General features: G+C 37.9%; 42 protein-coding genes and 2 tRNA genes. 5 read left to right on the top strand and 39 right to left on the bottom strand.

Features of this window, described 5'->3' with window-relative positions; genetic code table 11:
• From Q1W14_RS10240 to Q1W14_RS10185, 12 genes are all read right to left on the bottom strand, one after another.
• Positions 1 to 300: a type II toxin-antitoxin system HigB family toxin gene (locus Q1W14_RS10240; RefSeq protein WP_300701307.1), complete on the bottom strand. Its 300-nt coding sequence runs from the start codon at positions 298 to 300 to the stop codon at positions 1 to 3.
• A gap of 136 nt (positions 301 to 436) precedes the next feature.
• Positions 437 to 1,924, bottom strand: coding sequence for a phage portal protein (locus Q1W14_RS10235; RefSeq protein ID WP_300701306.1), 1,488 nt, complete (start codon positions 1,922 to 1,924; stop codon positions 437 to 439).
• Between the two features lie 11 nt (positions 1,925 to 1,935).
• Positions 1,936 to 3,204: a phage terminase large subunit gene (locus Q1W14_RS10230; protein WP_300701305.1), complete on the bottom strand. Its 1,269-nt coding sequence runs from the start codon at positions 3,202 to 3,204 to the stop codon at positions 1,936 to 1,938.
• Complete coding sequence (locus Q1W14_RS10225; RefSeq protein ID WP_300701304.1) at positions 3,201 to 3,695, bottom strand: hypothetical protein; 495 nt, start codon at positions 3,693 to 3,695, stop codon at positions 3,201 to 3,203. The genes Q1W14_RS10230 and Q1W14_RS10225 overlap by 4 nt, the downstream gene beginning before the upstream one ends.
• A gap of 1 nt (position 3,696) precedes the next feature.
• A complete protein-coding gene (locus Q1W14_RS10220) occupies positions 3,697 to 4,437 on the bottom strand; it encodes a ParB/RepB/Spo0J family partition protein (protein WP_300701303.1) in 741 nt (246 codons plus the stop codon).
• A gap of 213 nt (positions 4,438 to 4,650) precedes the next feature.
• Positions 4,651 to 5,319, bottom strand: a complete 669-nt coding sequence (locus Q1W14_RS10215) for a phosphoadenosine phosphosulfate reductase family protein (RefSeq protein ID WP_300701302.1) — start codon at positions 5,317 to 5,319, stop codon at positions 4,651 to 4,653.
• Between the two features lie 2 nt (positions 5,320 to 5,321).
• Positions 5,322 to 5,450, bottom strand: coding sequence for a hypothetical protein (locus Q1W14_RS10210; RefSeq protein ID WP_300701301.1), 129 nt, complete (start codon positions 5,448 to 5,450; stop codon positions 5,322 to 5,324).
• Positions 5,451 to 5,519: 69 nt separating this feature from the next.
• A complete protein-coding gene (locus tag Q1W14_RS10205) occupies positions 5,520 to 5,909 on the bottom strand; it encodes an ASCH domain-containing protein (protein WP_300701300.1) in 390 nt (129 codons plus the stop codon).
• A gap of 32 nt (positions 5,910 to 5,941) precedes the next feature.
• Positions 5,942 to 6,015 (bottom strand) — tRNA-Val (locus Q1W14_RS10200).
• Between the two features lie 138 nt (positions 6,016 to 6,153).
• Positions 6,154 to 6,354, bottom strand: coding sequence for a hypothetical protein (locus Q1W14_RS10195; protein ID WP_300701299.1), 201 nt, complete (start codon positions 6,352 to 6,354; stop codon positions 6,154 to 6,156).
• 253 nt (positions 6,355 to 6,607) lie between these two features.
• The gene (locus tag Q1W14_RS10190) at positions 6,608 to 6,895 is read right to left on the bottom strand and encodes a hypothetical protein (RefSeq protein WP_300701298.1); all 288 of its coding nucleotides are present in this window, start codon (positions 6,893 to 6,895) and stop codon (positions 6,608 to 6,610) included.
• A 14-nt stretch (positions 6,896 to 6,909) separates the two neighbouring features.
• Positions 6,910 to 7,185, bottom strand: coding sequence for a hypothetical protein (locus Q1W14_RS10185; protein ID WP_300701297.1), 276 nt, complete (start codon positions 7,183 to 7,185; stop codon positions 6,910 to 6,912).
• A gap of 187 nt (positions 7,186 to 7,372) precedes the next feature.
• Here Q1W14_RS10185 and Q1W14_RS10180 point away from each other — a divergent pair, with 187 nt between their 5' ends.
• Both Q1W14_RS10180 and Q1W14_RS10175 read left to right on the top strand, forming a co-directional pair.
• Positions 7,373 to 7,630 carry a helix-turn-helix transcriptional regulator gene (locus Q1W14_RS10180; protein ID WP_300701296.1) on the top strand — a complete coding sequence of 86 codons (258 nt, stop codon included), beginning with the start codon at positions 7,373 to 7,375 and terminating at the stop codon, positions 7,628 to 7,630.
• Complete coding sequence (locus Q1W14_RS10175) at positions 7,627 to 8,373, top strand: abortive infection system antitoxin AbiGi family protein (RefSeq protein WP_300701295.1); 747 nt, start codon at positions 7,627 to 7,629, stop codon at positions 8,371 to 8,373. The genes Q1W14_RS10180 and Q1W14_RS10175 overlap by 4 nt, the downstream gene beginning before the upstream one ends.
• Before the next feature lie 53 nt (positions 8,374 to 8,426).
• Here Q1W14_RS10175 and Q1W14_RS10170 read toward each other — a convergent pair whose 3' ends face one another.
• The 6 genes from Q1W14_RS10170 to Q1W14_RS10145 form a co-directional block, all read right to left on the bottom strand.
• Positions 8,427 to 8,864, bottom strand: coding sequence for a hypothetical protein (locus Q1W14_RS10170; RefSeq protein ID WP_300701294.1), 438 nt, complete (start codon positions 8,862 to 8,864; stop codon positions 8,427 to 8,429).
• 95 nt (positions 8,865 to 8,959) lie between these two features.
• Positions 8,960 to 9,136 carry a hypothetical protein gene (locus Q1W14_RS10165; protein ID WP_300701293.1) on the bottom strand — a complete coding sequence of 59 codons (177 nt, stop codon included), beginning with the start codon at positions 9,134 to 9,136 and terminating at the stop codon, positions 8,960 to 8,962.
• Positions 9,120 to 9,410 (bottom strand): helix-turn-helix domain-containing protein, encoded by a 291-nt coding sequence (locus Q1W14_RS10160; RefSeq protein WP_300701292.1) that lies wholly within the window; start codon positions 9,408 to 9,410, stop codon positions 9,120 to 9,122. Before Q1W14_RS10160 ends, Q1W14_RS10165 begins: the two co-directional genes overlap by 17 nt.
• A gap of 343 nt (positions 9,411 to 9,753) precedes the next feature.
• On the bottom strand, positions 9,754 to 10,476 hold the full coding sequence (locus tag Q1W14_RS10155; protein ID WP_300701291.1) for a hypothetical protein: 723 nt from the start codon (positions 10,474 to 10,476) through the stop codon (positions 9,754 to 9,756).
• A gap of 147 nt (positions 10,477 to 10,623) precedes the next feature.
• Positions 10,624 to 11,214 (bottom strand): ASCH domain-containing protein, encoded by a 591-nt coding sequence (locus tag Q1W14_RS10150; RefSeq protein ID WP_300701290.1) that lies wholly within the window; start codon positions 11,212 to 11,214, stop codon positions 10,624 to 10,626.
• A gap of 8 nt (positions 11,215 to 11,222) precedes the next feature.
• A complete protein-coding gene (locus Q1W14_RS10145) occupies positions 11,223 to 11,738 on the bottom strand; it encodes a hypothetical protein (RefSeq protein ID WP_300701289.1) in 516 nt (171 codons plus the stop codon).
• Between the two features lie 61 nt (positions 11,739 to 11,799).
• On the opposite strand from Q1W14_RS10145, the gene Q1W14_RS10140 reads away from it, so the two are divergent.
• Positions 11,800 to 12,384, top strand: coding sequence for a toll/interleukin-1 receptor domain-containing protein (locus tag Q1W14_RS10140; protein ID WP_300701287.1), 585 nt, complete (start codon positions 11,800 to 11,802; stop codon positions 12,382 to 12,384).
• Between the two features lie 80 nt (positions 12,385 to 12,464).
• Here Q1W14_RS10140 and Q1W14_RS10135 read toward each other — a convergent pair whose 3' ends face one another.
• The 8 genes from Q1W14_RS10135 to Q1W14_RS10100 all read right to left on the bottom strand — a co-directional run bounded on the left by Q1W14_RS10135 (position 12,465) and on the right by Q1W14_RS10100 (position 16,413).
• On the bottom strand, positions 12,465 to 12,926 hold the full coding sequence (locus Q1W14_RS10135; protein WP_300701285.1) for a hypothetical protein: 462 nt from the start codon (positions 12,924 to 12,926) through the stop codon (positions 12,465 to 12,467).
• Positions 12,923 to 13,324: a YopX family protein gene (locus tag Q1W14_RS10130; protein ID WP_300701283.1), complete on the bottom strand. Its 402-nt coding sequence runs from the start codon at positions 13,322 to 13,324 to the stop codon at positions 12,923 to 12,925. Before Q1W14_RS10130 ends, Q1W14_RS10135 begins: the two co-directional genes overlap by 4 nt.
• 19 nt (positions 13,325 to 13,343) lie before the next feature.
• Positions 13,344 to 14,288, bottom strand: coding sequence for a phage integrase SAM-like domain-containing protein (locus Q1W14_RS10125; protein ID WP_300701362.1), 945 nt, complete (start codon positions 14,286 to 14,288; stop codon positions 13,344 to 13,346).
• 181 nt (positions 14,289 to 14,469) lie between these two features.
• Positions 14,470 to 15,384, bottom strand: coding sequence for a hypothetical protein (locus tag Q1W14_RS10120; protein WP_300701281.1), 915 nt, complete (start codon positions 15,382 to 15,384; stop codon positions 14,470 to 14,472).
• Between the two features lie 28 nt (positions 15,385 to 15,412).
• A complete protein-coding gene (locus tag Q1W14_RS10115) occupies positions 15,413 to 15,682 on the bottom strand; it encodes a hypothetical protein (RefSeq protein ID WP_300701280.1) in 270 nt (89 codons plus the stop codon).
• Between the two features lie 28 nt (positions 15,683 to 15,710).
• A complete protein-coding gene (locus tag Q1W14_RS10110) occupies positions 15,711 to 15,998 on the bottom strand; it encodes a hypothetical protein (protein ID WP_300701279.1) in 288 nt (95 codons plus the stop codon).
• A gap of 17 nt (positions 15,999 to 16,015) precedes the next feature.
• A complete protein-coding gene (locus tag Q1W14_RS10105) occupies positions 16,016 to 16,258 on the bottom strand; it encodes a hypothetical protein (RefSeq protein ID WP_300701277.1) in 243 nt (80 codons plus the stop codon).
• Entirely contained in the window at positions 16,252 to 16,413 is a 162-nt protein-coding gene (locus Q1W14_RS10100) for a hypothetical protein (protein ID WP_300701275.1), read from the bottom strand. Before Q1W14_RS10100 ends, Q1W14_RS10105 begins: the two co-directional genes overlap by 7 nt.
• An 81-nt stretch (positions 16,414 to 16,494) precedes the next feature.
• Here Q1W14_RS10100 and Q1W14_RS10095 point away from each other — a divergent pair, with 81 nt between their 5' ends.
• Positions 16,495 to 17,271 (top strand): HNH endonuclease, encoded by a 777-nt coding sequence (locus Q1W14_RS10095; RefSeq protein WP_300701273.1) that lies wholly within the window; start codon positions 16,495 to 16,497, stop codon positions 17,269 to 17,271.
• Positions 17,272 to 17,584: 313 nt separating this feature from the next.
• Here the strand turns inward: Q1W14_RS10095 and Q1W14_RS10090 are convergent, their stop codons facing one another.
• The 13 genes from Q1W14_RS10090 to Q1W14_RS10030 all read right to left on the bottom strand — a co-directional run bounded on the left by Q1W14_RS10090 (position 17,585) and on the right by Q1W14_RS10030 (position 25,635).
• Positions 17,585 to 18,337, bottom strand: coding sequence for a site-specific DNA-methyltransferase (locus tag Q1W14_RS10090; protein ID WP_300701271.1), 753 nt, complete (start codon positions 18,335 to 18,337; stop codon positions 17,585 to 17,587).
• A 140-nt stretch (positions 18,338 to 18,477) separates the two neighbouring features.
• On the bottom strand, positions 18,478 to 19,023 hold the full coding sequence (locus tag Q1W14_RS10085; protein WP_300701270.1) for a DUF6633 family protein: 546 nt from the start codon (positions 19,021 to 19,023) through the stop codon (positions 18,478 to 18,480).
• Positions 18,986 to 19,942 (bottom strand): hypothetical protein, encoded by a 957-nt coding sequence (locus Q1W14_RS10080; protein ID WP_300701269.1) that lies wholly within the window; start codon positions 19,940 to 19,942, stop codon positions 18,986 to 18,988. The genes Q1W14_RS10085 and Q1W14_RS10080 overlap by 38 nt, the downstream gene beginning before the upstream one ends.
• Position 19,943: 1 nt before the next feature.
• Positions 19,944 to 20,291: an HNH endonuclease gene (locus tag Q1W14_RS10075; RefSeq protein ID WP_300701267.1), complete on the bottom strand. Its 348-nt coding sequence runs from the start codon at positions 20,289 to 20,291 to the stop codon at positions 19,944 to 19,946.
• Positions 20,292 to 20,886: 595 nt separating this feature from the next.
• Positions 20,887 to 21,717 (bottom strand): hypothetical protein, encoded by an 831-nt coding sequence (locus Q1W14_RS10070; protein WP_300701265.1) that lies wholly within the window; start codon positions 21,715 to 21,717, stop codon positions 20,887 to 20,889.
• 149 nt (positions 21,718 to 21,866) lie between these two features.
• On the bottom strand, positions 21,867 to 23,012 hold the full coding sequence (locus Q1W14_RS10065) for a PD-(D/E)XK nuclease-like domain-containing protein (protein ID WP_300701263.1): 1,146 nt from the start codon (positions 23,010 to 23,012) through the stop codon (positions 21,867 to 21,869).
• Positions 23,012 to 23,473 carry a hypothetical protein gene (locus Q1W14_RS10060; RefSeq protein WP_300701261.1) on the bottom strand — a complete coding sequence of 154 codons (462 nt, stop codon included), beginning with the start codon at positions 23,471 to 23,473 and terminating at the stop codon, positions 23,012 to 23,014. Before Q1W14_RS10060 ends, Q1W14_RS10065 begins: the two co-directional genes overlap by 1 nt.
• A gap of 19 nt (positions 23,474 to 23,492) precedes the next feature.
• Complete coding sequence (locus tag Q1W14_RS10055) at positions 23,493 to 23,690, bottom strand: DNA-binding protein (protein WP_300701260.1); 198 nt, start codon at positions 23,688 to 23,690, stop codon at positions 23,493 to 23,495.
• A gap of 12 nt (positions 23,691 to 23,702) precedes the next feature.
• Positions 23,703 to 24,095, bottom strand: coding sequence for a DNA-binding response regulator (locus Q1W14_RS10050; RefSeq protein ID WP_300701259.1), 393 nt, complete (start codon positions 24,093 to 24,095; stop codon positions 23,703 to 23,705).
• 18 nt (positions 24,096 to 24,113) lie between these two features.
• Positions 24,114 to 24,308 (bottom strand): hypothetical protein, encoded by a 195-nt coding sequence (locus tag Q1W14_RS10045; protein WP_300701257.1) that lies wholly within the window; start codon positions 24,306 to 24,308, stop codon positions 24,114 to 24,116.
• Positions 24,309 to 24,334: 26 nt separating this feature from the next.
• Positions 24,335 to 24,407: transfer RNA gene (locus Q1W14_RS10040), tRNA-OTHER, on the bottom strand.
• Positions 24,408 to 25,090: 683 nt separating this feature from the next.
• On the bottom strand, positions 25,091 to 25,405 hold the full coding sequence (locus tag Q1W14_RS10035; RefSeq protein WP_300701256.1) for an SH3 beta-barrel fold-containing protein: 315 nt from the start codon (positions 25,403 to 25,405) through the stop codon (positions 25,091 to 25,093).
• 20 nt (positions 25,406 to 25,425) lie between these two features.
• Positions 25,426 to 25,635: a hypothetical protein gene (locus Q1W14_RS10030; RefSeq protein ID WP_300701255.1), complete on the bottom strand. Its 210-nt coding sequence runs from the start codon at positions 25,633 to 25,635 to the stop codon at positions 25,426 to 25,428.
• Between the two features lie 157 nt (positions 25,636 to 25,792).
• Between Q1W14_RS10030 and Q1W14_RS10025 the strand changes: the two genes are divergently transcribed.
• Positions 25,793 to 26,656 carry an XRE family transcriptional regulator gene (locus tag Q1W14_RS10025; protein WP_300701254.1) on the top strand — a complete coding sequence of 288 codons (864 nt, stop codon included), beginning with the start codon at positions 25,793 to 25,795 and terminating at the stop codon, positions 26,654 to 26,656.
• The last annotated feature ends 30 nt before the right edge of the window (positions 26,657 to 26,686 follow it).

Here is a 26,686-nt window from a genome sequence, read left to right as displayed (position 1 = left end):
TTAAATGGTTGAACAATCAATTTTATCATAATCCGCATGAGTACACACCTTACGAATAAAAATGTAACCCATCGTAAACTTAACAACCACCACCAAGCGGTAATTGTTGCCCTTTATATTGAAAACATAGTGTTGATTACCGACATAATCAACAGAAAGAAAATCGACTTTAATATCAGATAGGTTTTTCCATTCTGCTTTTTCAGCTACATCATACCAACGTTCTAAGGCTATACGTGAATCTTCATAACCTTTGGTTTCGTAGAAATCTTTCAGCTTCTTATGTGATACTATTCTCATACATCATTCATTTGATGCAAAAATACGAAATAATTTTGAATTATAGAATTATTCCAGCATAAATATTTTATAAAACAAAATTATATCTAATAAAAAAGGCGAAGCAAAAGCCCCGCCAATTATAATTATCCTAACATTATTCCTTCGTATTGGGAGGAATAATCTCTTTCTTCCTGGCATCCCGCTCTTCTTGTATCTCTTTCAACTCCTCATCGAGCCTGTCGGCGTTTCCCGCAAACATAATGCCCTCACGAGTAGACCAAATACCACCAGCCACAGCGGAAACAGCAGTAGTAACCTTGTCTGTAAGGTCGTCAATCATGTAGGGAACGAGTCCCACATCAATATCAATCGTCTTGGATGCCTTGCCAAACTCGTATGGATTGATAGCACCCAAAGCAGATACAAGGAAGTTCGTTCTCCGTTGCATGAAGTCACCTATCACCTCGGCATGATTCTCTACCGCCATGTGAGCACCCATGAACATAAAACGGAAGGCTGTACCTGAAGCTTTGCCCACACCTTTCAGTGTTTCAAAGGAAATTCGAGGGGTGTTTGTCATGTCATAAGCGTTATTCGTAAGCGTTTCCGCCTCGAATTTTATAGTATCAGGTACTTGATTCCACGTAAGATAAGAGGCCCCTGCACCTAGCCCTGTAAGCTTTACAATCCGATCTTTAACCTTGCCAGCAAATCCTTCCACATCACCAACCAACTGAAGGATCGGGAAGAAGTGGTAGTCGATGCAGTCAGCATAGTTTGAAAGAAGCTTCTCCAACCTAACACGGAAAGTCTTAACCTTCTTGCAGTAAGATTCTGGACGATAGGCGTAGATAACAGGCAGCTTTGGAAATCCATGATTGAATGTCTTCCCTTCCGGTTGCTCCCATCCGTTTCTAAGTTCCCATTGAAAGACTGCACCTTGGGCGATAGTCATAAAACAGGTGATTTCATGATCGTCTAAGTCCTTCTTCTTGTATTCACGGGAGAAAGCGACCATATTGCCATTATCATCAAAGAACGGATAAAGCTTATCACCACGGAATGGCGACCAAAGAACACTTTTAAGCTTCTTACTTGGTTTAGTCTTTCCTCCGAATGTCTTTTTCACCTTCTTCCAGAACTTATCCCAGAATGAATCAGCATCGACTACATACCAATACTCGGCTACTTCTTGTTCAGATAACCAGGAACGAACCACTTTCTTGTTTTGGTACTTGATTTTGTTCTTCTGAAGAGTGGATTTCAAGGCAGCTAACAAGCTCTTTTCGTCCTCATCCTCTGTGCTACAGTCCATCTTCGGTTCTGTACCGACCGTGAAAGCTGTTTGGATATTTACGATATCCTGCTCTAAAGGAATGGTAATACGGTTCACTTCTTCGGTTTCGTATTCAGCAGGAGATTCGATCGTTCTACCTGATTTCTCATCGAAAACCGATTTCGCTTCGCTTTTGAGAACCTTTCTATCCGGGTACTTTTTCTTATTCGTCATTATCTCGTGCTTCTCTGGATTCCAGTCGTTCCAAAGCTCTGCACAATCCGGTAGGTTGGTTCTTCTTCCTTTTTTGAGGTATTGAATCTTTATGCCAATGTCCTCTAATGCTAATATCTGTTCGAGTGTCATACGATTATATTTTAATGATTGAATATTCCTGTTAGGTCTTTCGGCTTCAAGATACGCCCTAAGATATGCCCCAAGATATAGTACCTAATAGGGTCCAGTGTATGATTCCAAGCATCTATCGGTTCATTGATATAGCGTCCGTCTTTATCCTTATCCCAAACGTAATTTCTTAATTCCTCTATGATATGATATGAGCGTTTAGTGACAAACAACTCGTACTCTTTTATTTTATCTATGCCGGCAACAACGGAACCGGGAAACTTATCTACCGGATAAATGTTCACACCTCCGTTTTTGACTTCTTGAATCAAACGAGGGTCTGCACTATCGCCGTAAACTTTCAATCCCCACGGTTGTAGCTCCTTGACTATATCCCTCGTAAGCATACCTGTACGGTAGAACAATTCATCCACATATAGCCGGTTATCAACGATTCCGCACCGAATACCGGTAGAAGGGTCATTCGTAAATCCCCAGTCGGAAGCCAAAGCGACCTTCTTGCACCATTGAGGAAATTCATCAACAATACCCCATTTCTTGAATACAGCACCTTCGGCAACGTCTGCCCACCGACCGATAACAACATGAGCGTACTTCTCAGGATTATTCTCTTTCATGTCCTGAACCTCTCTCAAGAACTCAGGTGAAAGGTTCTCTAAGTTATCCAGATAGGTCGTATGAATATGTAACACGTTCGGATGAGTGGAAATCTGGACCTGTACCCCGTCAATCTCTACCAGTTTGTGAGTTTTCTCAATGTACTTCTTGTAGATGAAATGATTGGAGTCAGTCGGATTCATAACAATCATAATCCGATTCTGAATGCCTATTTGCCGAATAGAAAGCATTATCTTGTCGAAGCTATTCTCATCTGTCCACTCTTCCGCTTCATCGCAAACAAAGGTAGTCAAAGCATGAATTGACTTTAGCTTTGCCGTCTGATTACCCGATGAAGTCTTGATGCCTCGGAACATAATACGGCTCTTAGTCATTTTGTTGACTATATCCGTCTTAGTGGTCTTGAAATACTTAGTAGTTCCATCCAGTTCTATCTTTTCAAGCATTTCAGGGATGATAGACATTCCGGCAGAAACCATCGTGTAACGGGTGTAGAGAATCTGGTGTACTATCTTCTCGGCAGGAGTCAATTCAAAGGTCAGACGCTCGATGAATGTAGAAGCGTTGAAAGACTTTCCTGATCCACGCCCACCGGTGACAATGATAATGAATTTATCTGTGTCAGTGTACAGGGGGTGATATATAATTTGGGGCTCTATCATTCAATCTTGCCTTTAATCCATTCGTCAATACAGATACCTTTATCTGGGTTCTTTGGAATATCATCATCTTCCTCAATTCTTGGAGCCGGTCTATTCCATTGCTCAGGCTTACGGTTCTTTAACCAGAAAATACCGGCTGTTGTGTCAGGTGGAACTTCCTGTTCAAGTTCGACAACTTCTATTCTTTCCTTTTCACATCTTCGACCTTCTTCATCGAAATACACATCCTTCACTTTGATAGCCTGCTGAACCTTTACCTTTGTGCCCATAGCCTTACGGTAGATTTTACTTTCGATAGCAAAATCTAAAGGCGCACGCCCGTTTTTTAATGCTTTAGATAATTTAGGCAATTTACCTTTCAATACTGAGAAATGAGCCTCACTATATCCTATGTTAGCCGCAATCTGTTTATCATCCAAACCATCACGAGCCCAACCCTCAATGCGGATTAAGTTCTGTTCGTCATCAAAATCAAACTTCGGCTTTGCCATATCAATCTACCCTTTCTACTTGGTCGGAGAATACTTCCCCCTTAATAAACTTCATCTCTCGTTCATACCCGAACCTCTTCATGAAAGCCGCTTTTGCTTCATAGGTATCGAAAGAGAGCATCACATAAGCATCCATATCTTCGGCTGTCTTTTGTGCATTCTCCTTTACTTGTTGCTTGACTTCTTTCATGTGAGCGACCTTCTCGGCACGCTCTAACTGTTTAGCTGCTTTGTCGGCTTCTTTCTGCTCGGTAACAGGGGACATCATATCATCCAAAGCATCAGCGATAGAGTTTTCTTCTTCGGTCTTCAGAAGATAGTCACATCCGATCAGATTCAAATCGACATCCGTCAGTCCGGCATCTTTCCAGTCAATATCAGGAACAAGGGAAGCAAGAGCATCGTAGTCCCATTTACCCTGAGCATTCGGATTATTCATCAGGATGTTCAACTCTTTCTCCTGCTTTTCGTCTACGTCTATCAAATCTATACGGATGGCGTAATCGTTCTCCGGGAACTTATTCAGTTCATCCATGACTGTTAATCGCTGGTGTCCGCTTACTACTGTCATACCGGTACGTTTGTTTACCACAATTCCTCCAACCAATCCGAATTTCTTTATTCCTCGTTTGAGAGTTTTCTTTTCATTTTCGGATAAGGTACGGGGATTGTAGGAGGCAAAGTGTATTTGACTACGGTCCACCTCTACGCTTTGGGATTTTATGTATTTACTTAGTTCCATACTATCCACCATTCAATCCCATATAGAATCTACGAGACACTTGATTTCCCCAACTCGTACCGCTCTTATTAAAGTTGCTCAAATACCTCCCCTGAATCCTATTCACAAGATTATTAGGTTTACTCGCATTGTTACCGTAACGTCTTTCCGCAATGCTTGCTGCTTGTCGAGCAATATCCCAACCCGATTTAGTTTTCTTTCTGACTCAGCTAATTAATTTTTATGGTTATCATATTCAAATAAAATTCTTTCACTCATTGGAAAAGCTTTGATTATTCTTCTCAAATCACCCGGATAGTTCTCACGAAGCCACAGAAAGCAATCAAGATTGAAACCAACACCACCGGAAGCCTTTGCAGAGTATCTAACCGGTTCGGGCAATCCTTTTTGTTTCATATAGGCAAGAATATCTCTCTGTGACCAATCAGCAAGCGGATAACACAAACCGTTATTTTCATAGTTGGAGTACCATTTCAGCATCAACCGCCTATTCATGCTGTCGGCTTTCTTCATACCTAAAAACACATAGTGAATGTCATACGTCAATCGCATAGACTCAACCACATCGACAAGCTTCAGTAACTTTACTTTGGGATTCGCTACGCAATACATACCACCTCGAAGAATATAAGTCAAGTTCCAATGCGGGACCTGAACGAACTCAATCTTCGGATACTTTGCTTTCGTCCAATTTACCCATCGTTCAATGTGTTCTAATCCTTCAACAAAGTACATAAACACACATACGATCCGGTCAAACTTCGGATAGATTAAATCAAGCAGAACCAATGAATCTTTGCCAAGGCTACAAAACAATATAGCCTCACTCGATTTTACTCGAATGAGGTCTATGCATTGGTTCGCTTGTTCTATCCTATTCATGGTTAACCACCAGATAAACCATAAGCAATACGAACGTCACTATAACGTTGTCTGCGTGAACCCAATTGAGATGTGCCTGCTGCACCACCTCTTCTTGCTACTAATCTACCACCGGCACCAGCACCGTTCATGTTTCGACGGGGACCGGCTACTCTGTTTATTCTTCTTGCGACTCAGCTTTCAAATTTTAAATTAAACAATCAGTCTATATGTTTCTCTAATATCTTACCTAATGTGTAATCCATTTGTGCAGCAAGGTATTCTTCGCCTTGATACTCATAGACAATATCATTACCTTCATCATCGGTGAGAAGTACTGCTTCTGTTTCTTTAATCTCTATGATTATATAAGGGCGCTTGCCTTTATATTCACCCGTAAGAAGTTTGATAGCATCGTACTTGATGGGCTTTAATTCTACATCACCTTCTTCTGGTAATTCTTCATCTACCTGGTACTCTTTGCCACCACATAAGTAAGTAATATACTTCTTAGCGTTGGTTGGCCTGATCTCACGGTATTCGTGCGTTTTTGTACCTGCTAAGATTTCATCAAAATACTTTTGCTTAATACTAAGCGTCAAAATGTTCATAATCGTGTCATTTTTAAAATTAATAATCGTAGTTGCGGGGGATGAATTCGAATCACCGACCTCTACCAAGTCAAAGTAGCGAGCTGACCAACTGCTCTACCCCGCGATAGTACCCCAAAGGTACTACCACAACCAAAGATAACGAAATATCTTCATAGTTCAAGACGAACAATCAGCCGAATGTTTGCTTTTTAGCCAAATGTCACATTCTTCTCTGCATTGTTTCAGTGATGGGGCTACCGGATTAGTAACCTATTTGTTTTAAATAACCATCAGATAAATTTAATTCCAATATGCCACGTTGATTACTTCTTAGAAATCCTTTTGCTTTAAGACTATCTTTTGCTTCATCGTAGCGTTTGCCTTGCATTTTATACCAATCACGATTAACGCTACCTGTGATAATTGCAAGTAAAAGTTCTGTTTCTGTTTTATTCAATTTCATAACGTATGTATTATGTAGGGCTTTCGCCCTACCGGTTAAACTTAAAAATTCTCTATCTTGAGATTATCGTTAATTATAAATTTACGGTCACATTCGCAAACAATGTGAGTTTCTGTAACTCTCTTAATTACTCGCACTACATCATCATGGGTTACACAAGGTGTACATCTGCATAATGACCATTAGCCAAATCGCCAGAAATTCTGTATCTCAAACCAACTATAATTTCATTTGTCTTCATAATCGTATCGTTTTAAAAGTCACAAGCGTGTGTATATTGCTTTTTCAGGCTCTCTAAGGTTTTTTCTGTAACAAGATAGCCATTACCGCCCATGTGTTTAATAGAACGTGTTTCTTTGAGTGTAATAGGTTTATTGAAACGTATCTCATACCTGTTACCTACTGATACAAGCAGAAAATCAACGCTACGTTTATATTTGTCTAACTCTGTTTCTTTATAATCGCCTTTAGGGATGAAATTAGGATTGGGTACTAAGCAACCTTCTGCGACTAATTCGCCTTTTGAATTATACTTCTTCATAATTGTATATTTAATTACTTTAATACTCTTTTTAGTCTAGAAATAGCCTCATTACGAGATTTGCCCCAAAAAGCAGGATTAGTATCACCATCTTCATTTATTGCTTCAGCAGCTAAATACCAATAATCAACAAGATCATTGTAATTTTCTTCTTTAACAAACGATTTTGCCTCACTTACTGAATCCTTAATTTCAATAATGTCTTGAGTACCTTTACTACAGATAGCTATCGATACAATAATGTCACCTATATTGATGCTATCGAAATTTGAGCCATTAATAATTTTCATAATCATATATCTTATTAGTTATTCAAATTCTATTTTGATTATTATAATGCAAATATCAAACTTTAATTTGAATAAAACAAATCTTATTCTATATTTTTTCAAATTATTTTTTGAATTATTTATTTATTATTCTATATATAGTTTGAAAATAGTTCCTATCTTTGCATCAAACTATAATTTGAATATTATGCTAAGAATACAAGAAATCTGCAAAGAGAAAGGTATGACCATGCAAGAATTGGCTACCAGTATCGGTATAACCTATCAAGCCCTATACGCTTGCGCATCCGGTAATCCAACTATCGGTAAACTTAATGTCATTGCATCAGCTTTAGATGTGGATATTGTCGATTTATTCGAGAGAGAAAGGGAGAAAGACGAAAATACTATCACTTGTCCTCACTGCGGAGGTAAAATCAAGATAGAGAAAGGAGAATCTAAATGAATACACTTAGTGCAAATACTTTGTTTCATTTCACAAAAAGCAAAGAAACTTTAATCAATATTTTAAAGAGCGATTTCAGACCAAGTTATTGTACTGAAGAAAACTATCTGGTAGAAAGCAAAAGATGGAAAGTTCCAATGGTTTGTTTTTGTGATATACCACTGTCTCAAATAGAGGAACACGCTTATTGGTATGGAGAATATGCAATAGGTCTGACCAAAGAATGGGCAATAAGAAATAATTTAAACCCTGTGCTTTATGTCAATAAAGAAGTTGAACTAATTGACACCTTAAAGAACAGTTTTGAACAATTAATCGAAAAGAGGAATAGCGTAGAAAACTTCTCTGAATTACAAGCTATTATAAACAACTTGTTGTACCAATATGCCTATATAAAACCGTATGAGGGAATTAGATATGATAAAAATCAATACATAGATATAATCAAACGGTATTATGATGAAAGAGAGTGGAGATATGTTCCTAAGAAAGAAAATGAACCACTCTTTGAGTTTGCAACAGCCTTCTTTCCGGGGCAAATTCAAGAATTAAACAACTCAATAAAAGATTATGGTTTGAAATTTGAGCCTAAACATATAAACTATATTATCGTATCAAAAGAGCAAGAAATACTTGAGATTAAAAGAGAAATAGAAAAGATAAAAGGAAACTTTCCCAATAATGACGTATCATTATTGACAACTCGAATAATTTCGATGGAACGCATCAAAGAAGACTTCTAAGAAAGCCGGGGCCATAAACCCCGGCTTTCTTTTTCGTGCTATGGTAGCACCTTCTAATTGATTAGCCCTTTGAATTTCAAACGATTTATTATTTCGGTGTAAAGATACTCTATATCTTGTCGGAAGTCCTTATATTGTTGATAGAGAAAAGAAACATCTGCTATATTGTTCGATATTGTACAAGGTCGGACATTGGGGAATACCTCTTCAAGCACCTTTCTCACTCCATTAGGCATACGACCGCCTGCCAACACACTGGGAGCAAATAAGAATAGGGCGATGAAAAGGAATTTCTTTCTTTGATGGGGACTGTCTGCCATAGGTGGAAAATCCATTTCGGCAAGTATCTCTTTAAACCATTCATATACAACCGGGATAAGCTCGGACTCCTCCAGTAAAGGAGATGATAACTCCTGTTCCCTCTCTGTTAGTCTTGATTTCTGTTCACGTATTGTTTTAAGCTCTGAAACTACTGAAAATTCTTTCACCATAACACGATTAATTTAAAAGTAAATAGTATATTTGTATCATAATCGTGTAAGAAGGAAGGACATAAGCTTGGTCGTGCGGGCTCGTTCTTCCTTTTCTATTTTAAAGACTTATCCCTTTCTTGGATAGCCTGGTTCTTTTCATCAATTTCTCTACCCCACATCATTGCAGAATAGAGAGCACCGACATATAAAAAGAGTTCCTCACGGTTTGTAAGGAACTCTACTTTCAAAGCCATCTTAACAGCCTTGTTGTACTCACTCTTTCTTTTCATTTCTCAAATCATATTTCTTAATATACTTCTCAACCGTAGTCTTACTCACTCCCATCTTCTTAGCGATCTCTTTAAGGTGCATACCGCTTTGTACGAAGGTCCTTAATTCTTCAACATCAATAGACACCCGGAAATTACTTCCTCTATGTTCCATTACAGGTGCAGGATTAAATTGCATTCTCTTCTTCTCTGCGTATTCGGGGTTACATTTATCTTTGGTGACGTAGATAACTGTACGATGATCGATGCGTAGAGGGTATTTATTACTATTCATAATTAGTTAATTCATTAATTTGATTATGTTAATTGTTAACATAGTTATTATTCCGCTAAACCATGTTATAAGAACGGTCTGTAGACCTCCAAAATTTGCAGAAGTCCCGAAAGTCAGTACCTTTGCAATGTGTTTTTCATAGTATTAGATTTAAGGTTAACAAAGATTGCTCGTCTGGGAAGATGGGCTTTTTTTATGTTTATAAGTAAAGCCCCCACCTTGCTGATTACTAACCAAGGGGTTAATTAGGTGGGGACTGGGTGAATAAAAAAGGCATCGAACCGTGAGATTCAATGCCGGGTGATGATTAGTGATGAAAAATATTCCTTTACTCTATATTTGATTACTCAGGACTTTTCATTTTAATCGCAGTATCGTTAACAATATAAGTTTTAATGGTATCAGGAACATCTATCTTAGCTTCTTGTACGGCTTTGACAATATCATCAATATTCTTTTGTGATATAGATACATCTTGACACATAGATATAATACTCGATATTATACCAAAGAGACCCACGAGGAAAGCTATCCGAATTTCGGTATTTGTATCTCTCCTTTCTTCCTTGAAATTTCTTTGTTCCAGTGTTTGGTAATCATTATCCACGAAATCAAATAAAAAGTTTGATACTACAAACCAGCAATTTAACATTTCCCATAAATCAACTCCCAAGTCATTATAAAAAGTTTCGATTCTTAATTGCCCCTCTTTTGTTATTGGATTACAAGGGGAAGCTATTTTGTTGGTATCTCCAATAGCATCATTTTCAATAACCAAACTCAATACAATATAGCCATCCTTTTGAAGCATATTAATTAGTAGTATTGCTTCATAAAAATCATTTCTAAATTCGATACCAGGTCTATAATAATATTCAATTTCAACTTTACGGGGGTCTTTGATTGCATTACACTGTAATTCGGCATTACTAATTTTGACTTTTTTATAGCTTTTAATGGAGTATATTTTTTTAAGAATATCACCAACGGAAAGACCATTTGCGGGATCATAATTTTCGATTAAAGCCTTTACGATTTTCTTCTCTTTTTTCGTTAATTCTCTCATTTTCTTTTTTTTTTAAATTTGGTATTATTATTGTAGAAGTTTACTCTCGTACAAATGTAAGAAGAAAGGTGATTCGTTGTTATCAATTTATTTTAAGATTCTGATGAACAAAGTCTCAAAAGGCATAATCGTAATTTGCATACTCATTTACTTAATCGCCCATTCGCTTTCCATTATAACATGACCGCACTTATTGCAGCTATGCAAGAAGGTGGGAAACGGAGCTGTAGTATAATCTTCAACTGCTATCTCTATGCTGCCACATTCAGGGCATTCGATTTTCACCTCTTTGATACCGGGATAGTCCCAAAAGGATAACTTACCTTTAGCCGGTATAGGATTGGCAAAGAGTACGGGATTAGCAAGTACCCAGTTATAGGTCTTATCCCCATAGTAAGGTAATCCATGTTCATCTGCCTTTACTTCTGTTTTCTCAGCCCAGATTGAAGGGTGATTGATAACACAGTCTACTATCTCAACACTGCCGATGATGGCGGAATCAATCACCTGTGGATTGGTATTACTGCCTCGGATGAATCTTTTATCATCACGGATAACCTCAAATTGAGCTAAAGAAAAGATAGAAAGAGGCTCAACCCATCTTCGTCTTTTGCTGGCATGAATTAGCACCCTCTGCCCGATATACTTCTTAGGACACGCCCAAGTTCGGTTCTCGATGTCTTTGATGCCGTGGACGATTAAGGATGCCCAAGGTTGTTTGATGGTGATTGCTTTCATTTAGTTTCTCATTTCAAATATTCTTTGTTAAAATGCCGATTCTTGATAAGCCAATCAATCATATCAATGCAAATATCAAATATTGTTTCATTGGCTCCTATGGAAAATCCGGTAAGGAAACTTATTGTCTTGTCAGAGTTAAATCCAAAATAAGAGATGTCTATATGTGATATAAAAAGACCACCTACAGTTCTATCTATAGTTATCTCGGATGGCATCATATCAATAAGTCGAGATAAAGACCAAGCAGGCACGTCCTTTCCCCAAATCTCATCAAACACTTCTTCACCAGTCATTGTCGTTCCATCAGGGTGCTTATGAAGTGAGCTTGCAAGTCTCGCAATGTTCAGCTTGGTAGTACTTCTTAAAGTTGGCGGATATGGTTTAAGTTCCCATTCAAGTGCAGCCGTTTTACTCTTTGTATGGTGATATACCATATCAGCCGTCTCCGGCAATACTCCAAGGGAGAGCAATTTTTCTGATTGCTCCCGGGTGGTAGCAATTTGGTTTTCAAAATTTATCATACTATTCTTTCATTTTAATAAAATAAAATCATATATTTGTGAAAATAAAAACACACATACTATGGGACATGATGTATTTATAAGTTATTCACATGAAAACAGTGAAGCTTCCTTAGCAATTTGTCATGCACTGGAACAAAATAAGATAAAATGTTGGATCGCACCACGGAACATTCCTTCTGGGTCTGAATATGGAGATGTTATAGATGATGCAATAATTAATTGCAAGATATTTGTAATCATATTCTCAAAACAGTCTTCTGCTTCAAACTGGGTTAAAGGCGAGCTTAATGTTGCATTCACAGAACAAAAGCACATAATCCCATATCGCATTGATGAAACTCCATTAAAAGGTGGAAGTCGATTAATTTTAAATCAATACCACTGGATTGATGCTTATCCAGATTATGAGCAAAAATTTCAAGACCTTATTTTGTCAATATTAAGTACATTAGGGAGGTCATCTGATATTTCTCAAACAGAAACCACTAAGACAAATGATATTAAGCAAACCCAAGAGACAAAAAAACGTAATGAATCAATTACACATAAAAATACACATAAAGCCGATTTAATTAAAAATGCTATTGCAGTAGGACTAATGATGTCTTTTCCATTTATTAATCGCTCTAAAAAGAAAAAGTAGAGAGATTGCATTCGCATTATTTGCGACTACACCGAGCGACTGCAATTGCTTCATCTGTTCGATTGATGGGGTTTGATTTTTCATTGTTCTTTGTTTTTAAAGAGATTGATAAGTTCCTCGACGGTTGCCACATGACAATAACATGAGCACCGGGTGAAATTTCCTATAACGAAATCTCCTTTCTTGTGAGATTCAAAATCTTCATCAAAGACCCAGTATTGCCTTGTGCTTGTGCCATCACGTTTTGCAGCGATAGCAAGGAATAGTTGCTCGTTGGTACCGCAGTCGACATGTGCACCATAGGTATTGTATCTGTTCCTGCTTTTTAGATACTTATCTGTTTTTCTATGTATATGGAAACGAGACATACCTGTGCTAATGATAATCTTTCCAGTTTCATCTATAGACAGATTCAAATATACGTCAATGTATCTACCGCTATCATTTACGAACTCATACCCTAAGCAAAGGAGTTTATAGCATATTTCACGTGCCTTTTCCTTATCTATCAGCGTTATGTAACACGGTGAAGTAAAACTCATTCTTTGCCTCCTTTCAGTAGTTCAGGATTATCATGGGTTGAACCGATAATAAAGAGTTCTGTTGATAGAAATCCAAGCGGTTGAGTATATATGAGGTCTTTGCTTTTTAACCACCATGCGCCACGTGATTCATTCCAGCACACGCAGTAATTACGCTGTCCATTGTTGAGTACGTCACATTCGTATATCTCCTTACCGCTCTTATCGAGTAGTCCGGTGAACTGACCGACTGTATTGGATATAACTTCTGTAATTAACTCTCTAAACTGCTTTGTTGATATATCCTCTAAGATAGTTACTTGTGATATGTGGCAACATTCATCACTACTGGTAAGTAAGTCTCCGAATATCCATTCGCCGTCATTGGGTCTCTTTCCTCTGAATTTTATTGTTCTCATTTCTTTTAATCTTAATCGTTTATTTTCTAAAATACATATCCCCGGATATAGATCGGGCGGTATCTTCGCCAGTCAATCGTATGTATCGGAAGAAGTTTTGCTCAGTTCGATGTCCGGTTAGCTTCATTATCTCTAAAGTCTTCATCCTGCCGGTGAGATACATATTGGTAGCTGCTGGCCGTCGGGCCGTATGACTGCTGATTAATTCCCACTTTTCACGGGTAACAGTAACTAGCTTACCACCCTGAGTATAAGAGTAGGTCACAAGGTCATTCAATCCTATTTCCTTCATTATCACTTTCAAATACTTGTTGACGTACTGAATGCAGAGCCCACAAGGGATGCGACCGTTATACTTGGTAAAGATTTCTTTTACATAATCGTGCATTGGAACCTTAACGTCTATATTCGTCTTCTTCGTCCGCTTCACGATATAATTACCTTGGAAATTATCTTTCGTTAGCGTGGAGTAATCGGAGTATCTGAGAGCGGTAAGGCAACCTATAACGAATAAGTCTCTTATACGCTCCTTGGCTTTCCGTTTATCTTGATTCTCGAACTTGTAATAGTAAATGCGGGTAATCTCATTCATACTCAGGAACACGGCGTTTGTTGGTTCTAATTTCAAATCAATCTCATCGTAAGTGTTATCTACTGCATAATTGTACTGCGATGCCCGGCGGACGAGAGTTTGAATCTTCTGTATATAGCCTACGATGGTGTTATGTTTCAAGCCTTGGTCTTCGAGATAAACGATGAAATCATCTAAGAACTCCGCTGTAACAGAATTGGTATAGATGTCGCATTCAAATTCCTCGGAGAAAGCATCTATGTGCTTGATGATCGTATCGTAAACGGCGGCATAGTGTTCAGACTTGCGTCTGCTGCGCTTTTCAAGTAATTCCTTGGCAAAAGAAGTGAAGAATATACCTTCTAGTGGTTTCTCTTGCCGGAAGTGGTTGATGTAGTCCTTTCTCGCTTGGCGGGGCTGGACCGGTTGGGATAATTGTAGGGGTGCGGCTGTATCATTTTAAAGGGTTAATACTGTATCTTTAATAATCATTTAAAACGAACCTCAACAGGGTGCAACTCTGTTTAACTCACGGATTCCCGCCGTGCCTGCCTCTTGGTTCGTTATTTATTGTTTACGCTAATTGTTTTAAATAATAGTCACACTTAAATCCTTTGCGTGGCGAGAAATCGGCAAAGTCAAACGACTTGAATAGCCACATCTTATTTGCCCACCTCGCAAGGTCTAATTCGTATTGTTTAGGCTTCCTGTTATTTGTAAAGTCTCTATATGGCTGTACAAATGGAGTAATACCTAAACCTTTGAGAGTATCAAGCCGAAACAAATCTTGCTCAATAGTGGAATTGAAACCAATCAATACGTAGCAAGTAATCTTGTATGGCTTTACATACTTTATCATCTCTTTAAGCCTGTCCGTTAGATCAATTTGCGGTAAATCCCAAGCGATGTGTATGTTCTGCTTCATTTTCAATTTATTCAGCCAATACGCTTGCTCTTCGTTCATAATTCTAACGTCCACGCCGTGAAGTTTTACGGGCTGTTTCGCTTTAAGAAGATAATTAACCGAATCTCTCCAATTTGGATTAGCAAAGAAATTATTATCCAGTACCTCGATCCATTTTCCTTGTGGATTTAGATCAACCGGGGAAACAGGTTGGATATATCCTTCTTTTTCGCGAACTAAACAGAAAAGGCATTTTCGGATGCAGCCTCGGCTAAAGAATTGAATTGAAAAATTATACTGAGGATATATTGAATAGTCCATCAATGGGCTTTTCTCAATCTCGTGCGATAGTCGTTTCTTTATGTCGTATCCGGTTCCCCCTTTTTCAATGGTATCAGCCTGTAATGACAAGTAGTTGAAATCGGGAGTAAAAGCAAACACCTTACTCGCCATCACCTTGTCATATCTATTAAAAGGAATAGCCCATTCAACTTGATCACCTCTTGACTTATGATATGCAGATGCACGCATAAGAGCAAAATTAGGGAAGTTATGACCGTCTACGTCTATTAGTCCGATGTTCATTTTTTATGAAGTTTTTATCTATTTATTGTTACTCTTTTGTTTCTTCTGGATATTGTCCTGTAATTGACTTGAAGAAGATGGCTTCAACTTCTACTTTCGTCCACTTGTGAAAGTTATTGTGTACGTCACAAGCCTTGCGGCATTCTTCTTCTGAGTCATAAGTTACTGGTGATACAGGCACATAACCATTACCTACAATATAAGCTGCTATTACATGGTCAGCCTTTTCTTCTTGTACTGGGTACATCGGGTAAACCAAGTTACCACGGTGATCTTTCTTTTCATATCCGTATTCCATAATATTCATTTTTTCTTTGTATTGAGGATTATTGTTTTTCTTCATCCTTTAAAAAGCCGCTTCGGTCAGGATATATATTTTGTTCCAGCTTCTCCATTTCTTCAATAGCTTTATAAGCATTGCTTATATCATCTTCACGATATGGATTATTAGGATTATCACCGAATAAACCGTATATGACCTTGTATGAGAGCATGTGGGCTCGTTGTCTATCAATATACTTTTGCTCACAAGTTGCAGTTCCATCAAGCGTTCCTCCAAGACTGTTTGTAACAGTCATAAGCCTTGCTAACAATTCCTTTTGAGTTTTATTCATTACTATTTTGTTATTAATTAATTGATTTTCGATTTTTCCTTTACCCTTCTGCAATTCTCAGTGATAGTGCAGAACTTGCACCAAGATTGCAGGGTTTCAAAGCGCTTCCCATTGCGGGTGTACTTCAGTGGGTAGAAGTAGTTCAGCCGGAAGAATTGACCGCAATGGCTACAGCGTTTGTGTAGAACTCCTCCGATACTCATGTAATTGCCTTTCTTCCTCCTACCGATCGGCAGGTCATCATCACCAAGTGTCAACATGGTACAGTCGTATAGGTGAAGTATATCAAATAACAAGGATTCTCTACGCGTAGTCTGTTTCTTTCGACTTCGATATCGTCAGTCTCGATGTTTACTTTCTCACTTCGGCGGGTATCACCGGTGATATACTCGATTTTGGTTATTAGGTATTTCATTGGAATAATTATTTTTCTATTTAAATTTATATACTCGAAGAAAACTTATATATTTGTTCTTAAACTAAAAGAGTTAATACTATGTACGCTATCATAACTGAGAATGACTTATCACAATGGAAAGACAAGACTGGGGAATTATATCATCATCCCAAACGGCATTTGAAATCTCTTGTACCTGGAACTAAGGTTATTTATTATAAAGGTAATCTTACAGATAAAAAATATGAGAAATATCGCTTGACATCGAAAGCTCATTATTTTGGAATTGGAGAGATTGGCAAACAATATCCTGATCCTAATTCTACTAAGAATGATTATTTCTCTGAGATAATAAATTTCCAAGCATTTGATAGTCCAATTTTTACAAAGGATAAAGATGGTCATTATTTAGAGACCATTCCAACTTCACGTCAAACAAACTATTGGCGAGATGGGACAAGACCTATAACCAAGGAAGTCTATGAAAAAATACTCTCTCAATGTTGTATTTCAATTGTAATAGATCAAAATGAAGAATTAACATCCAATGTAACAGAGGGAAAACAAAAAAGGACTTACTCAACTACATATGAAAGAAAACCTAAACTACGTCAACAGGCACTAGACATCCATGGTTATACATGTATGGTATGTGGATTTAACTTTCTCGAATCTTATGGTGAAGTCGGCCGTGGTTTTATTCATATCCACCATATAAAACCTCTTTCTGAAACTGGAGAACAAATTGTTGATCCCCAAACTGATCTAATGCCTGTATGTCCTAATTGCCATTGTATGATTCACCGAGGAAAAGACCACGTTTTAGCAATTGAAGAACTAAAACAGATGTTGAAAAAGAGTATACTCACTCCATAATACATCTTGAATCTACTGGCATGTCTGACTTATTATGAACATAATATTATACTATGAGAAATATAAAGTTTTTTTTAAAGAGACTAAATCGCTACATACAATACCATTATCCGTCTGATCGGGATTATATTTTAAAGATACTGAAGCCTTGGATTGCTATTGGATTAATAATCACAATTTGCTATTTAGCTTTTTGCTTTGGAATAGATTGGGTTCTTAGTAGAATAGCTTTCTTGGGAATCATTGGCACTCTTGTATGGTGGGGAGATTTGGGAAGCAAATAAATTCACCTCTTTATTGGTTTGGAGATTTATTAGAATAAAGTTTGTTGTATGCGGGATAACACAAATTTATTCGCATCAGCATAAAAATTCTTCTTGATTTCAAATCCGTATGCTTTGCGTCCTACTTGAGCTGCCGCGAGTAAGGTGGAACCACTACCGGCGCATGGGTCAATCACGACATCGCCTTTATCGGTGAATATCTCTATCAACCTTCGAAGAAGCGGAACGGGCTTTTGTGTTGGGTGAACTTTCGGAGTATCGCTATCTCTCACCCAATCAAAACAATTGAAAATCATTCTGCCATCATTATTGAACTTAGGAAGCTTTTCCCGATAGAGTAATAAACCATACTCACAATTGCCTACAACTTTCATATTAGCCTTTAATACTTGGGCTGAAAAGTCTTTTCTGAATACTAGGTTAATGTAGTTATTTAACCCATATCGTTTTCCTAGTTCAATATACCTGAATTGATCTTCGAACTCGCAAAAGATAATCATACAAGGAGCTTTCCCTTTATCTTTTGGCTCTTTAACAAGCATTTGACTGCAAAAGTGCATGAACTCAGCCGGACGGAAATCCTTATCAGTATCGAAGAATTCTTTACCTGCCTTGTTGCTCTCTCCGTTTTTGTTGTCTCCGTCAACGTACCAAACAGGGTTAGACGCATAGGCGTTGTTCCCAAGATTATAGGGAACGTCAGCAATGATAAGCTGGGCTTTTGGTATTCCATAAACTTTGTAGTTCTGAAAGTGGTCATTGAATAATTCTATATGTTTCATTATGCTGCAATTTCTTTTAGTGATCTCATAGTGTTACAAATAAGTTCTTAAACAATAATCTGCTATCCAGTAGCAGACAAAATAAAAAGCAGCATAAGCCGCTAAGATTGACAAGATAGTCTTGATTAATTTTATGTCTTTCATTTGTTTTTAAATTTACTTTTATGCCGATCAATTTCAACTTGAATATAATCAGCTGGTTCGTGATACCGTTCAAACTCAGCAATAGGATTGTCGTATTTCTGATTATTCTTTCTTCGTTCAATAGAATCAATCTCATAAGCACGTTCACGTATAAACTTTTTAAATGCTTCACCAATAGTAAGCATGTCGAAGTACCCATAAAATTTTCCATACTGGCCTAATTTGAACCGAGCTATGAATAGCAAGAACTCTGTCAATTTAGTGCTATGATATTGACGTGAAAACAAGTTAGAGAACTCTGTTAGTGCATTCATGTCTGCATCTTCCTTGGTTGATGACACGAAATCAATACCTGTTAATTGGGTCTTTACCCATAAGGCAGAAGCACCATACTCGTACATACGGTCTAAATCACCTATGGTTGGAGATTTATCACTGTAGGCTTTGTTTAAATCAGAGAGCAATACCGGTTGAAGTGAGGATGAAAATGCTGTTGAAAGTCCGCTAAAGGTCGGGTATCTCTGTTTTACCGATTCCAACATGACTTCCCTGCTCAATGGCAGTGTATTCATCAAGGAGCATTCTTGCTTTTGCTGCTTTATCAACGTTCCTATTGTTTCCATATTTTAGCTTTAACCATTCTTGATAATCATGTTCAGTTCCAGTAAATACAACTCCGGTCCAATCTGATTCAATAGCTCTTTCTATCTGCCGGATGGCAAACTCTTCTTCAAACTTGGAAAGTTTGTCAAGTGAGAGCTGCAAAGCATAGTTGAGTTTCTTTTTCCATTTCGGAGTTCGGCGAAGTGCCTCCCATGCAGACATGAAAGCTATCGAAGAGAAAGGATAGACCAAAGGTTTTTCGTCTCCTTCTTTTTTCTTGGACTTCTTAGGATTCTCAGGTGGGGAGTTCTCGTGCGTATGCGCGAGACTCTCTCTGTTTAAAGTTTGAATTCTCTTATAAGGTGGAATTTGCGTTTCATCAGTACCATTTACCGATGATATTACCGAAGTAACTTTTTTATCATCGGTACTTTCATCAGTACGTAGTACCGAAGATATTACCGTATCGTTTACCGATGATTGAGGTTCGTCTGTTTGGGTATCATCGGTAATTTCTAAGGTATTTTCATCAGTACCATTTACCGATGATATTACTGGTATCTTCATGTCGTTACTTAGTTTTTGGGTAAATGAATAATAACAACCGATCCTTTTATCTTTGCAGGATTCGAAAGAAATAAGCCCAGCATCGGCAAGAGCTTTTCTCGACTTCCGCAATGTCTTATCCCAAATATTAAGAGAAGAACAAAGGACATTGCTGCGTACCTCGAACACTTCTTTCCAACTTTTATCATTGCACATAGAAATAAGCTCATAATAAAGAGATTGATCGATTGCTGTGAGATAGGTATCATCCCGTATCTTCTTGAGTTTTGATATTAATTGATAACTGTTCATATTATCCTAAATAATAGTCACTCATTACAATTGTTGACTTTTGACAGTCCAGATCATATAAATGAAAATATCTGTTTGCAGCACATTCATCAAAAGACTTCACTCGCTCAATAAGCCGCTTTTGCCTTTGTCTGAAAGATAAATTATTGTCATACTTATTATGACACTCTCTACACAAACCAACTATATTGAGTGGATTGGTGTAATGCTCCGGGTATATACTCTTAGGAACTAGATGGGCTGCATCAACAGCCAACTTTCCACAAATGGCACATACAGAAGGGAGATTCCGCTTTATCTTAGCCACCTCTCTATTCCGCTGGGATTGTTTGTTACTAATCTGTCTCATAGATATTTCTTATATTAATAAAATCGAAATAAAAACCCCGAAGCATTTGCTCCGAGGTTATGCCACTTCACAATTGTTCCTATCGGGCAATCCTCTTGTGGCTGATTGTGTGGACGGTGAGAGAATCGAACTCCCCAGAGCGACTTAGTGCCGGTCTGTTCCATGCAACCGCCCATGTGCTGTTTTATTTACGGGATTAAAAACAGCAAAAACTAACCGCACTCATTTCAATGTTTTTGTTGAAGGAATCCGAAAATAGAGTGAAAAACAACATTCCCCATTGTGGATAGGCGGGGATTCCAACCCCGATGCGCCTCTTTGCGCTGGCTCTATGTCTACCTACCCGCGTTTGCCCTCTCCATCTTCACAGACCGAGAAAGCCGGTTAACAAAGTTACTTTCCATGAACCTTTGCATGACAGTCCTCACAAAGAGTCGTCAAGCAATGCAAACATTCAAGTTCATGCCCGACAATAGATACACCACCTATTTTATAGACTTTGTGATGTACTTCCAAACTGTAAGTTTTGCCACACATTTGGCATTTATGCCCATCACGAATGCGAACCTTACTTTTAACTTCTTCCCAATAGGGATTATTCTTCAACTTCTGCCGATATTTCGTCGGTCTCCCCTTCTTGTGTGCAAGTCTGCTCATTATTCTCCTCCCTTCTCCACGGACTTTCTTCAATAGGTACACGATGCCATTCATGGCGTTGTATAGGAACTACTTCTCCATTATCCTCATCAAGGAAAGCTTCAACCCAATGTTCTAACCAAACATCTTCACCATTCTCTTCCCAAACCTCAATAGTATCTTCGCCCTTGCCAAACTTACGCACATTTTTTCGGGTATCTTTAACATTGATATTTGGTAACTCGTAACCAAGTGCCTCAAACGCCTTTTGATTCATTTCACCCGAATTGAATAAGTCGTCATATTCGTGCTTAGGTATCTCTTGGACCAGCGCCAAACGGAAAGATTCATTCACCCAAGAATAATACAAGTAATATCCCATAATCGGAATGCGGAAAGTATCAATCATCTTCAACGGATAGTCCCTAATACCCTTTTTGGCAAGACTTACCAAATCCTTAAACTGGGTATGCAAAGAAGCAATCTTAGCTTCAAATTCTTTTTTGGCTGAATTAAACTCCGACTTTAAAGCTTCAAATTGACTTTCAAGTTCTGGCATCTGCTTCTCTGCTATTTCACCGTAATTCGCCCGAAGGATAGAAATTTCATAATCATCCATGATTCTGTTGGCAATCACGTCTTTCTCTTGGATGGTCACAAAATTTTCTGAAAGCTTCTTTTTCACATCATCCATGCAGACACTATCAGGGAAAATCACTTCGGGGAATTTTACTGTTACCGGCAATTTGAATTTTATTTCATCCGGCAAATAATCTTTTAAATCTGTCATTTCTTATTATTTATTCGTTTAATCATTCTTTTGCAACGCCTGCACAAATCTTGATCAGGCGAAGTTTTAGGTGCATACTTCTCTATCTTATCCGAACACAGCTTCAGTAGGCGCTCTATATGTTGAATATCTGTTTTGCATAACTCCATTTATTCAAAATCATCTATCGCTACCGGATGAAGCATCTTTTGGCTCCATTCAGGAAGCTGCATATCAATTATACCATGTGCATTTTCTTCGGCATTGGCATCGTAACCGGGGAACCACTTCTTTTCGAAGCAGTCCTTTACGATGGAAAGTGCATAGTGGTACTTATACTTACCATTCGCCAAATCATCCGGTGCCCAGAAAAGAACCGCCACATCATAGGGTTCAACCGTCTGCAACATAATCATTATGGTTACATTGAAGTTTCGATCTGTTATACTACTCATTACTTCCTGATACATACCCTCTGATAACTCATATTTGAGTTTGGCACAATCATAGTAGAACTTGCCGAGATCATCGGCTCGTGTGGTCTTGAAAGAGATTATGGCATTTACGCCGATATTCTCTTCTACATTGAAATAGTCCGGTCTTACCCTTACATCAAGTCCAGTTTCTTCATCTTTCCCGTAGAAGGATACTTCCGAATAAGCCCCTTTGAGAATTTGAGGAATAATGCCACCGCCATACCAATAATAGTTTCTTTTCAAGGCAGTGATAATCATATTCATTTCCTCGCTGATGAAAGAATAACCAAGATCAACAAGATTCTGCCTCAGATTATCCCGGTAGTCCTTAAGAGCATTGAAATTCCATTTCACAGAAGGATATTCATCTTTTGCATCTTTCACATAGTCCTTTTCATTTAATAGAAGCTCGCCATAGAAATCAATCATTTGAAGTACACCATCCTTTGATGCCTGATTACATGTAGGTTCAACCTTTACAAGTTCAAATAAACGAGGTTCAAGAAAAGCCATGTGAGCAAATGTACCTAATTGAAAGCAGGGCTTCGGTTTCTCTTCAAAAACTCTCTCCCAATCATAGTAAAATGAACGAGGTGTTTTAAGTGCATTTTTCAAATTTGAAGATGAGATATACTTGCTTTGAAGATATAGTTCCATGGGGTCGCGTTTCACGACCCCATTTCTACTTAATGACTTCAAGTCAATATTTATAGGACGTATGTGACTGTTTTGCGAAATAAAGTCAAGAACAGTCTCTTTAGTTGGGTAATCATCCGGATTATAGGCTGAAGGGTTGAGTTCCTCCCCTTCTGCCATACTGTTCAAATCAAAATCACTCATTATCCAGCAACAGACAATTCAATTCGTAGCGGTTTCACAGACCAATTATCTGAACTGAAATTGTTCGTCTTGTTTTTACGCTTTCCCATGAATGTAATTTTCAGAGGTGTCCCGTTTTTAATAAGGCCACTCTCCACATACTGTTCAAGCATACCAACTAAACGTCTTGAGCCATTGGTTATAGTTACAAGATTACCTTCCGGATTTTGCTCAACAAAGAAAGCGCAATCCAAATCAATCAACTGACCGTTACCTGTAGCACTCAAAACCTTTTGAGGTTTGATTTCTACGAAGAACACACGTTTATACTCTCCCGGATTTTCAGGCGTCCAATAGTTGCCGCATAAATCAATAGGCAGTTCTTGCGCATCTTCCAAAGAAGGAAGCGTGTTCATACTCAAATCCACGGCTTGAACCTCAAATGCGGATTCTTTTTCTTTTAATGTTAGTTCTTTATTCATAATCGTAAAAATTAAAGGGTTATATAACTTTCATTCTATTTAAAAATCTATTTATTGATTCAAGATTGTACCAAATCATTTTTCCATCTTTAGCAAAAGAAATCTGAGCACTTCCACGAAGCTTATCTAAATAGTCTCCACTGCATCCTAAATAAGCCATAGCTTCATCCTTACTCAGCCATAACTTTTGAATAGGTTCTATCTTTCCTCTTTTCATACAAGTATTGTTTTAAGCTACAAGAGGCATATCTCTTCCTCTTGTTCTAGTTCTAACCTTACATGTTAACTCTATATTGGTTCTTGACCTAAATGTTCTCAATCTTCTCATTTCAAAGTGACCGTCAAGACACAAAATCAATAGTAGACAACAGGTAATTCCCGCACGTATAGCCGGCGAAAAGTCCATCGTGAAACTTATTCCAGACATCCGCTCATACAGTTTCTTCGCTAATTCCCTGCCGTTTCTTACATGAAGAATTCTGAATGCTTCTTGCAGTTGGTTGTTGATCGTGCTTAACGCCCTGCATTTAATTGAAGCGATTTCCTTCTTTTCATAACCTAATGCATACATTTGTGCAGTGTATTCACATTCTTGGGTAAGTTCGGTTAATACTCTTTCCATAATCGTGTAAGTTGAGAGTTATGAAACCCTTGTCACAATAACTGTCCCCTTCTTAGGATATGACTTTGATGTCCATTTCTTCCCTTCAAGAAGATGCTTAGCATTCAGAAGTGACACGTTATTACGAATTGTTTCTAATGAAGATATAGGAAGCTTAAGTTGCCCACCCTTCTTTAAATTTCTCATTTTTTCTTTGCTTTCTACCTTTTCCATAAGCCTGATTTTAAATTAATAATTAGTGGAGGCAACCGGAATCGAACCGGCAATATAACCAATTGGATAGGTGAGCTCACACACTACCACTTTACCTCCATTAAGAAAAGTGTGCTATCCTCACGAACGACACACCTCAGCACAAACACAAAATAAAACACGACAAAACAATATCATTTTCCCATGCCTCTCAATTCAGCATCCAATTCTTTCTCATGCTTACTAATGTATAGACATGTACAAGCCAATGCAGCTAGAGAGCACCAAAATACAACGCCAAGACTTTCAACGGTCATTGCGCATACTAAGAGCGACAAGACCAATACTGTAGCTAAAAATGTAACTCGCATAATAGTTGATTTTAATAGTTTACCGCCCGTATAAGGGTAAAGGGGTAGCGGTGCACTTCGCATCCCTCACGGCTTTTAATACGGCATAGCACTAACCTTTGCTGCGGTGTTGCACCCTACCCGATTCTCGCTATCAGATGCCAGTCATTAACTATCCATAGGGTTTTATATAGACCTCTCAGCGATACTTGTGCCTTACACCAAGCATACTCACCACGCTAAAGACAAATTGGCGTGCTGAAAGTAAGTTCATTCAAATTATATAGCCTTACCACCAGTCACCGCTTTTCAGCTATGGCAGTTTCTATATTCGTTATCTTTGGTTGACCAAAACAGTTTATGAATTACACTGTAATGGTTTTTACATTATGTCAAAGAGCTAATCAATAGTGAGTAGGTAGAATATTCTCTACGTCTGCCTACCCTAAGTTTTTAGTAGATGGCTACTAGATTCTCAACCTTAAAACTTCTGAACGCTTCTACATCTGCGTCGAAATAGCAAACAGTCTTGTAATTCTTCTTGCCTGAACCCTTCACCATTTCAGAAGCACCTTTCAAAGTACCAGTTGCTTTTCTAAGACTGCCGTTTGATTTCTCATAAGCGAACTTTACGATACCTGCCCGAAACATCTTTACCAATCGGTAAAGTTGCCAAGCCTTTGTCAAGCATACAGACCAGTTCTTCATTGTAGCCTTGAAAATCTCGTGAGCCATCATCATTACATCGTGCCTAAAATCTGTTTTCATAATCGTGTATATTTAAGTTATTATCTTGATAAGCCTTGTGACATACAGAGGTATTCTCTCTCTGCTTCAAGTTCATCATCTGTATAATCATATTCAGGCTCAACCTCAATAGCTTCAAGAACAACTTGAATAGCTTCTTCTTTAGTGTCTACATTATAGAGCACCTGTACAGCTGATAAACTCATTGAGTTTATCTTTGCTATTTCTTTTCTTGCTTCTAAATCTGTCATGGCTATACATTTTAATATGTTTATACTATTTGAAAAGCCGATTCAATCAACTATCTTTGTTTCGTGATTGATTGATGATGCAAATATACTATCTTACTGCAATATATCGCTAATTATCGCAAGATATTATCGCTACATTGACAATATTTAACTTTATATGAAAGAACTAAATGTTACCAAACTGCGTAAAAGCCTTAAAATGACACAGCTAGATTTCTGTAACAAATTTGGCATATCCCAATCGTATCTATCTGAGATAGAGAACAAAAAGAAGCCCATGAGTAATGAGCTATACAGTAACATGCTCGCTGAATTTGGAGAAATGGTGATTAATAATTATTGCGAAGAAACGAGCGATAATATCGCAAGCGAAGTCAATGATAGAATACGTAAAATCATTGATGACAACTTCGATGGTAGCATAGCTGAGTTCTGCAGCAAACTAAACCTCGTACAAGCAACTGTCAAAGCAACGCTTGAATATAGCAAACCGTCATACAATATGCTGATGAGCATAATTGATGATAAGGATTTAGGAGTTAACATGAAATGGCTTTTAACAGGAGAAGGCAAACCGTATGAAAAGGAAGCAGCATGTAACCATGAAGAAGAAAAGCAAAACTTCAAAACCTATCTCTTACCTATGTCAGCAATGGGAGGCTCGCTTAGTGGATTTGCGGAACCTGGAGTAACATTGGAAAACTGTGAAGCAATTGTATCTCCGATTGAAAATGTAGATTTCGCAATTACTGTATATGGAGAAAGTATGGCGCCTGAATATCCTTCCGGTTCTCGCATTTTAATCAAAAAGATAAACCCTGATATATTCATAGATTGGGGAAAGGTATACGTACTTGACACGCCGAATGGAGTAGTAGTTAAAGAAATTCACGAATCAAATAAAGGAGGATATATATCATGCTACTCTATAAATCCAGATCCAAAATTTAAACCATTTGATGTACCTGCAAATGAAATTTTTGGAATGTACAGAGTATTAATGTGTCTTTCAGCAAAATAGCTTATGGAGTTCAACCAATACGCATAGAAC

The organism is Bacteroides sp. (genome assembly GCF_030151085.1).
Taxonomy (GTDB): Bacteria; Bacteroidota; Bacteroidia; order Bacteroidales; family Bacteroidaceae; genus Bacteroides.
This window is presented reverse-complemented; position numbering and strand designations above follow the sequence as displayed.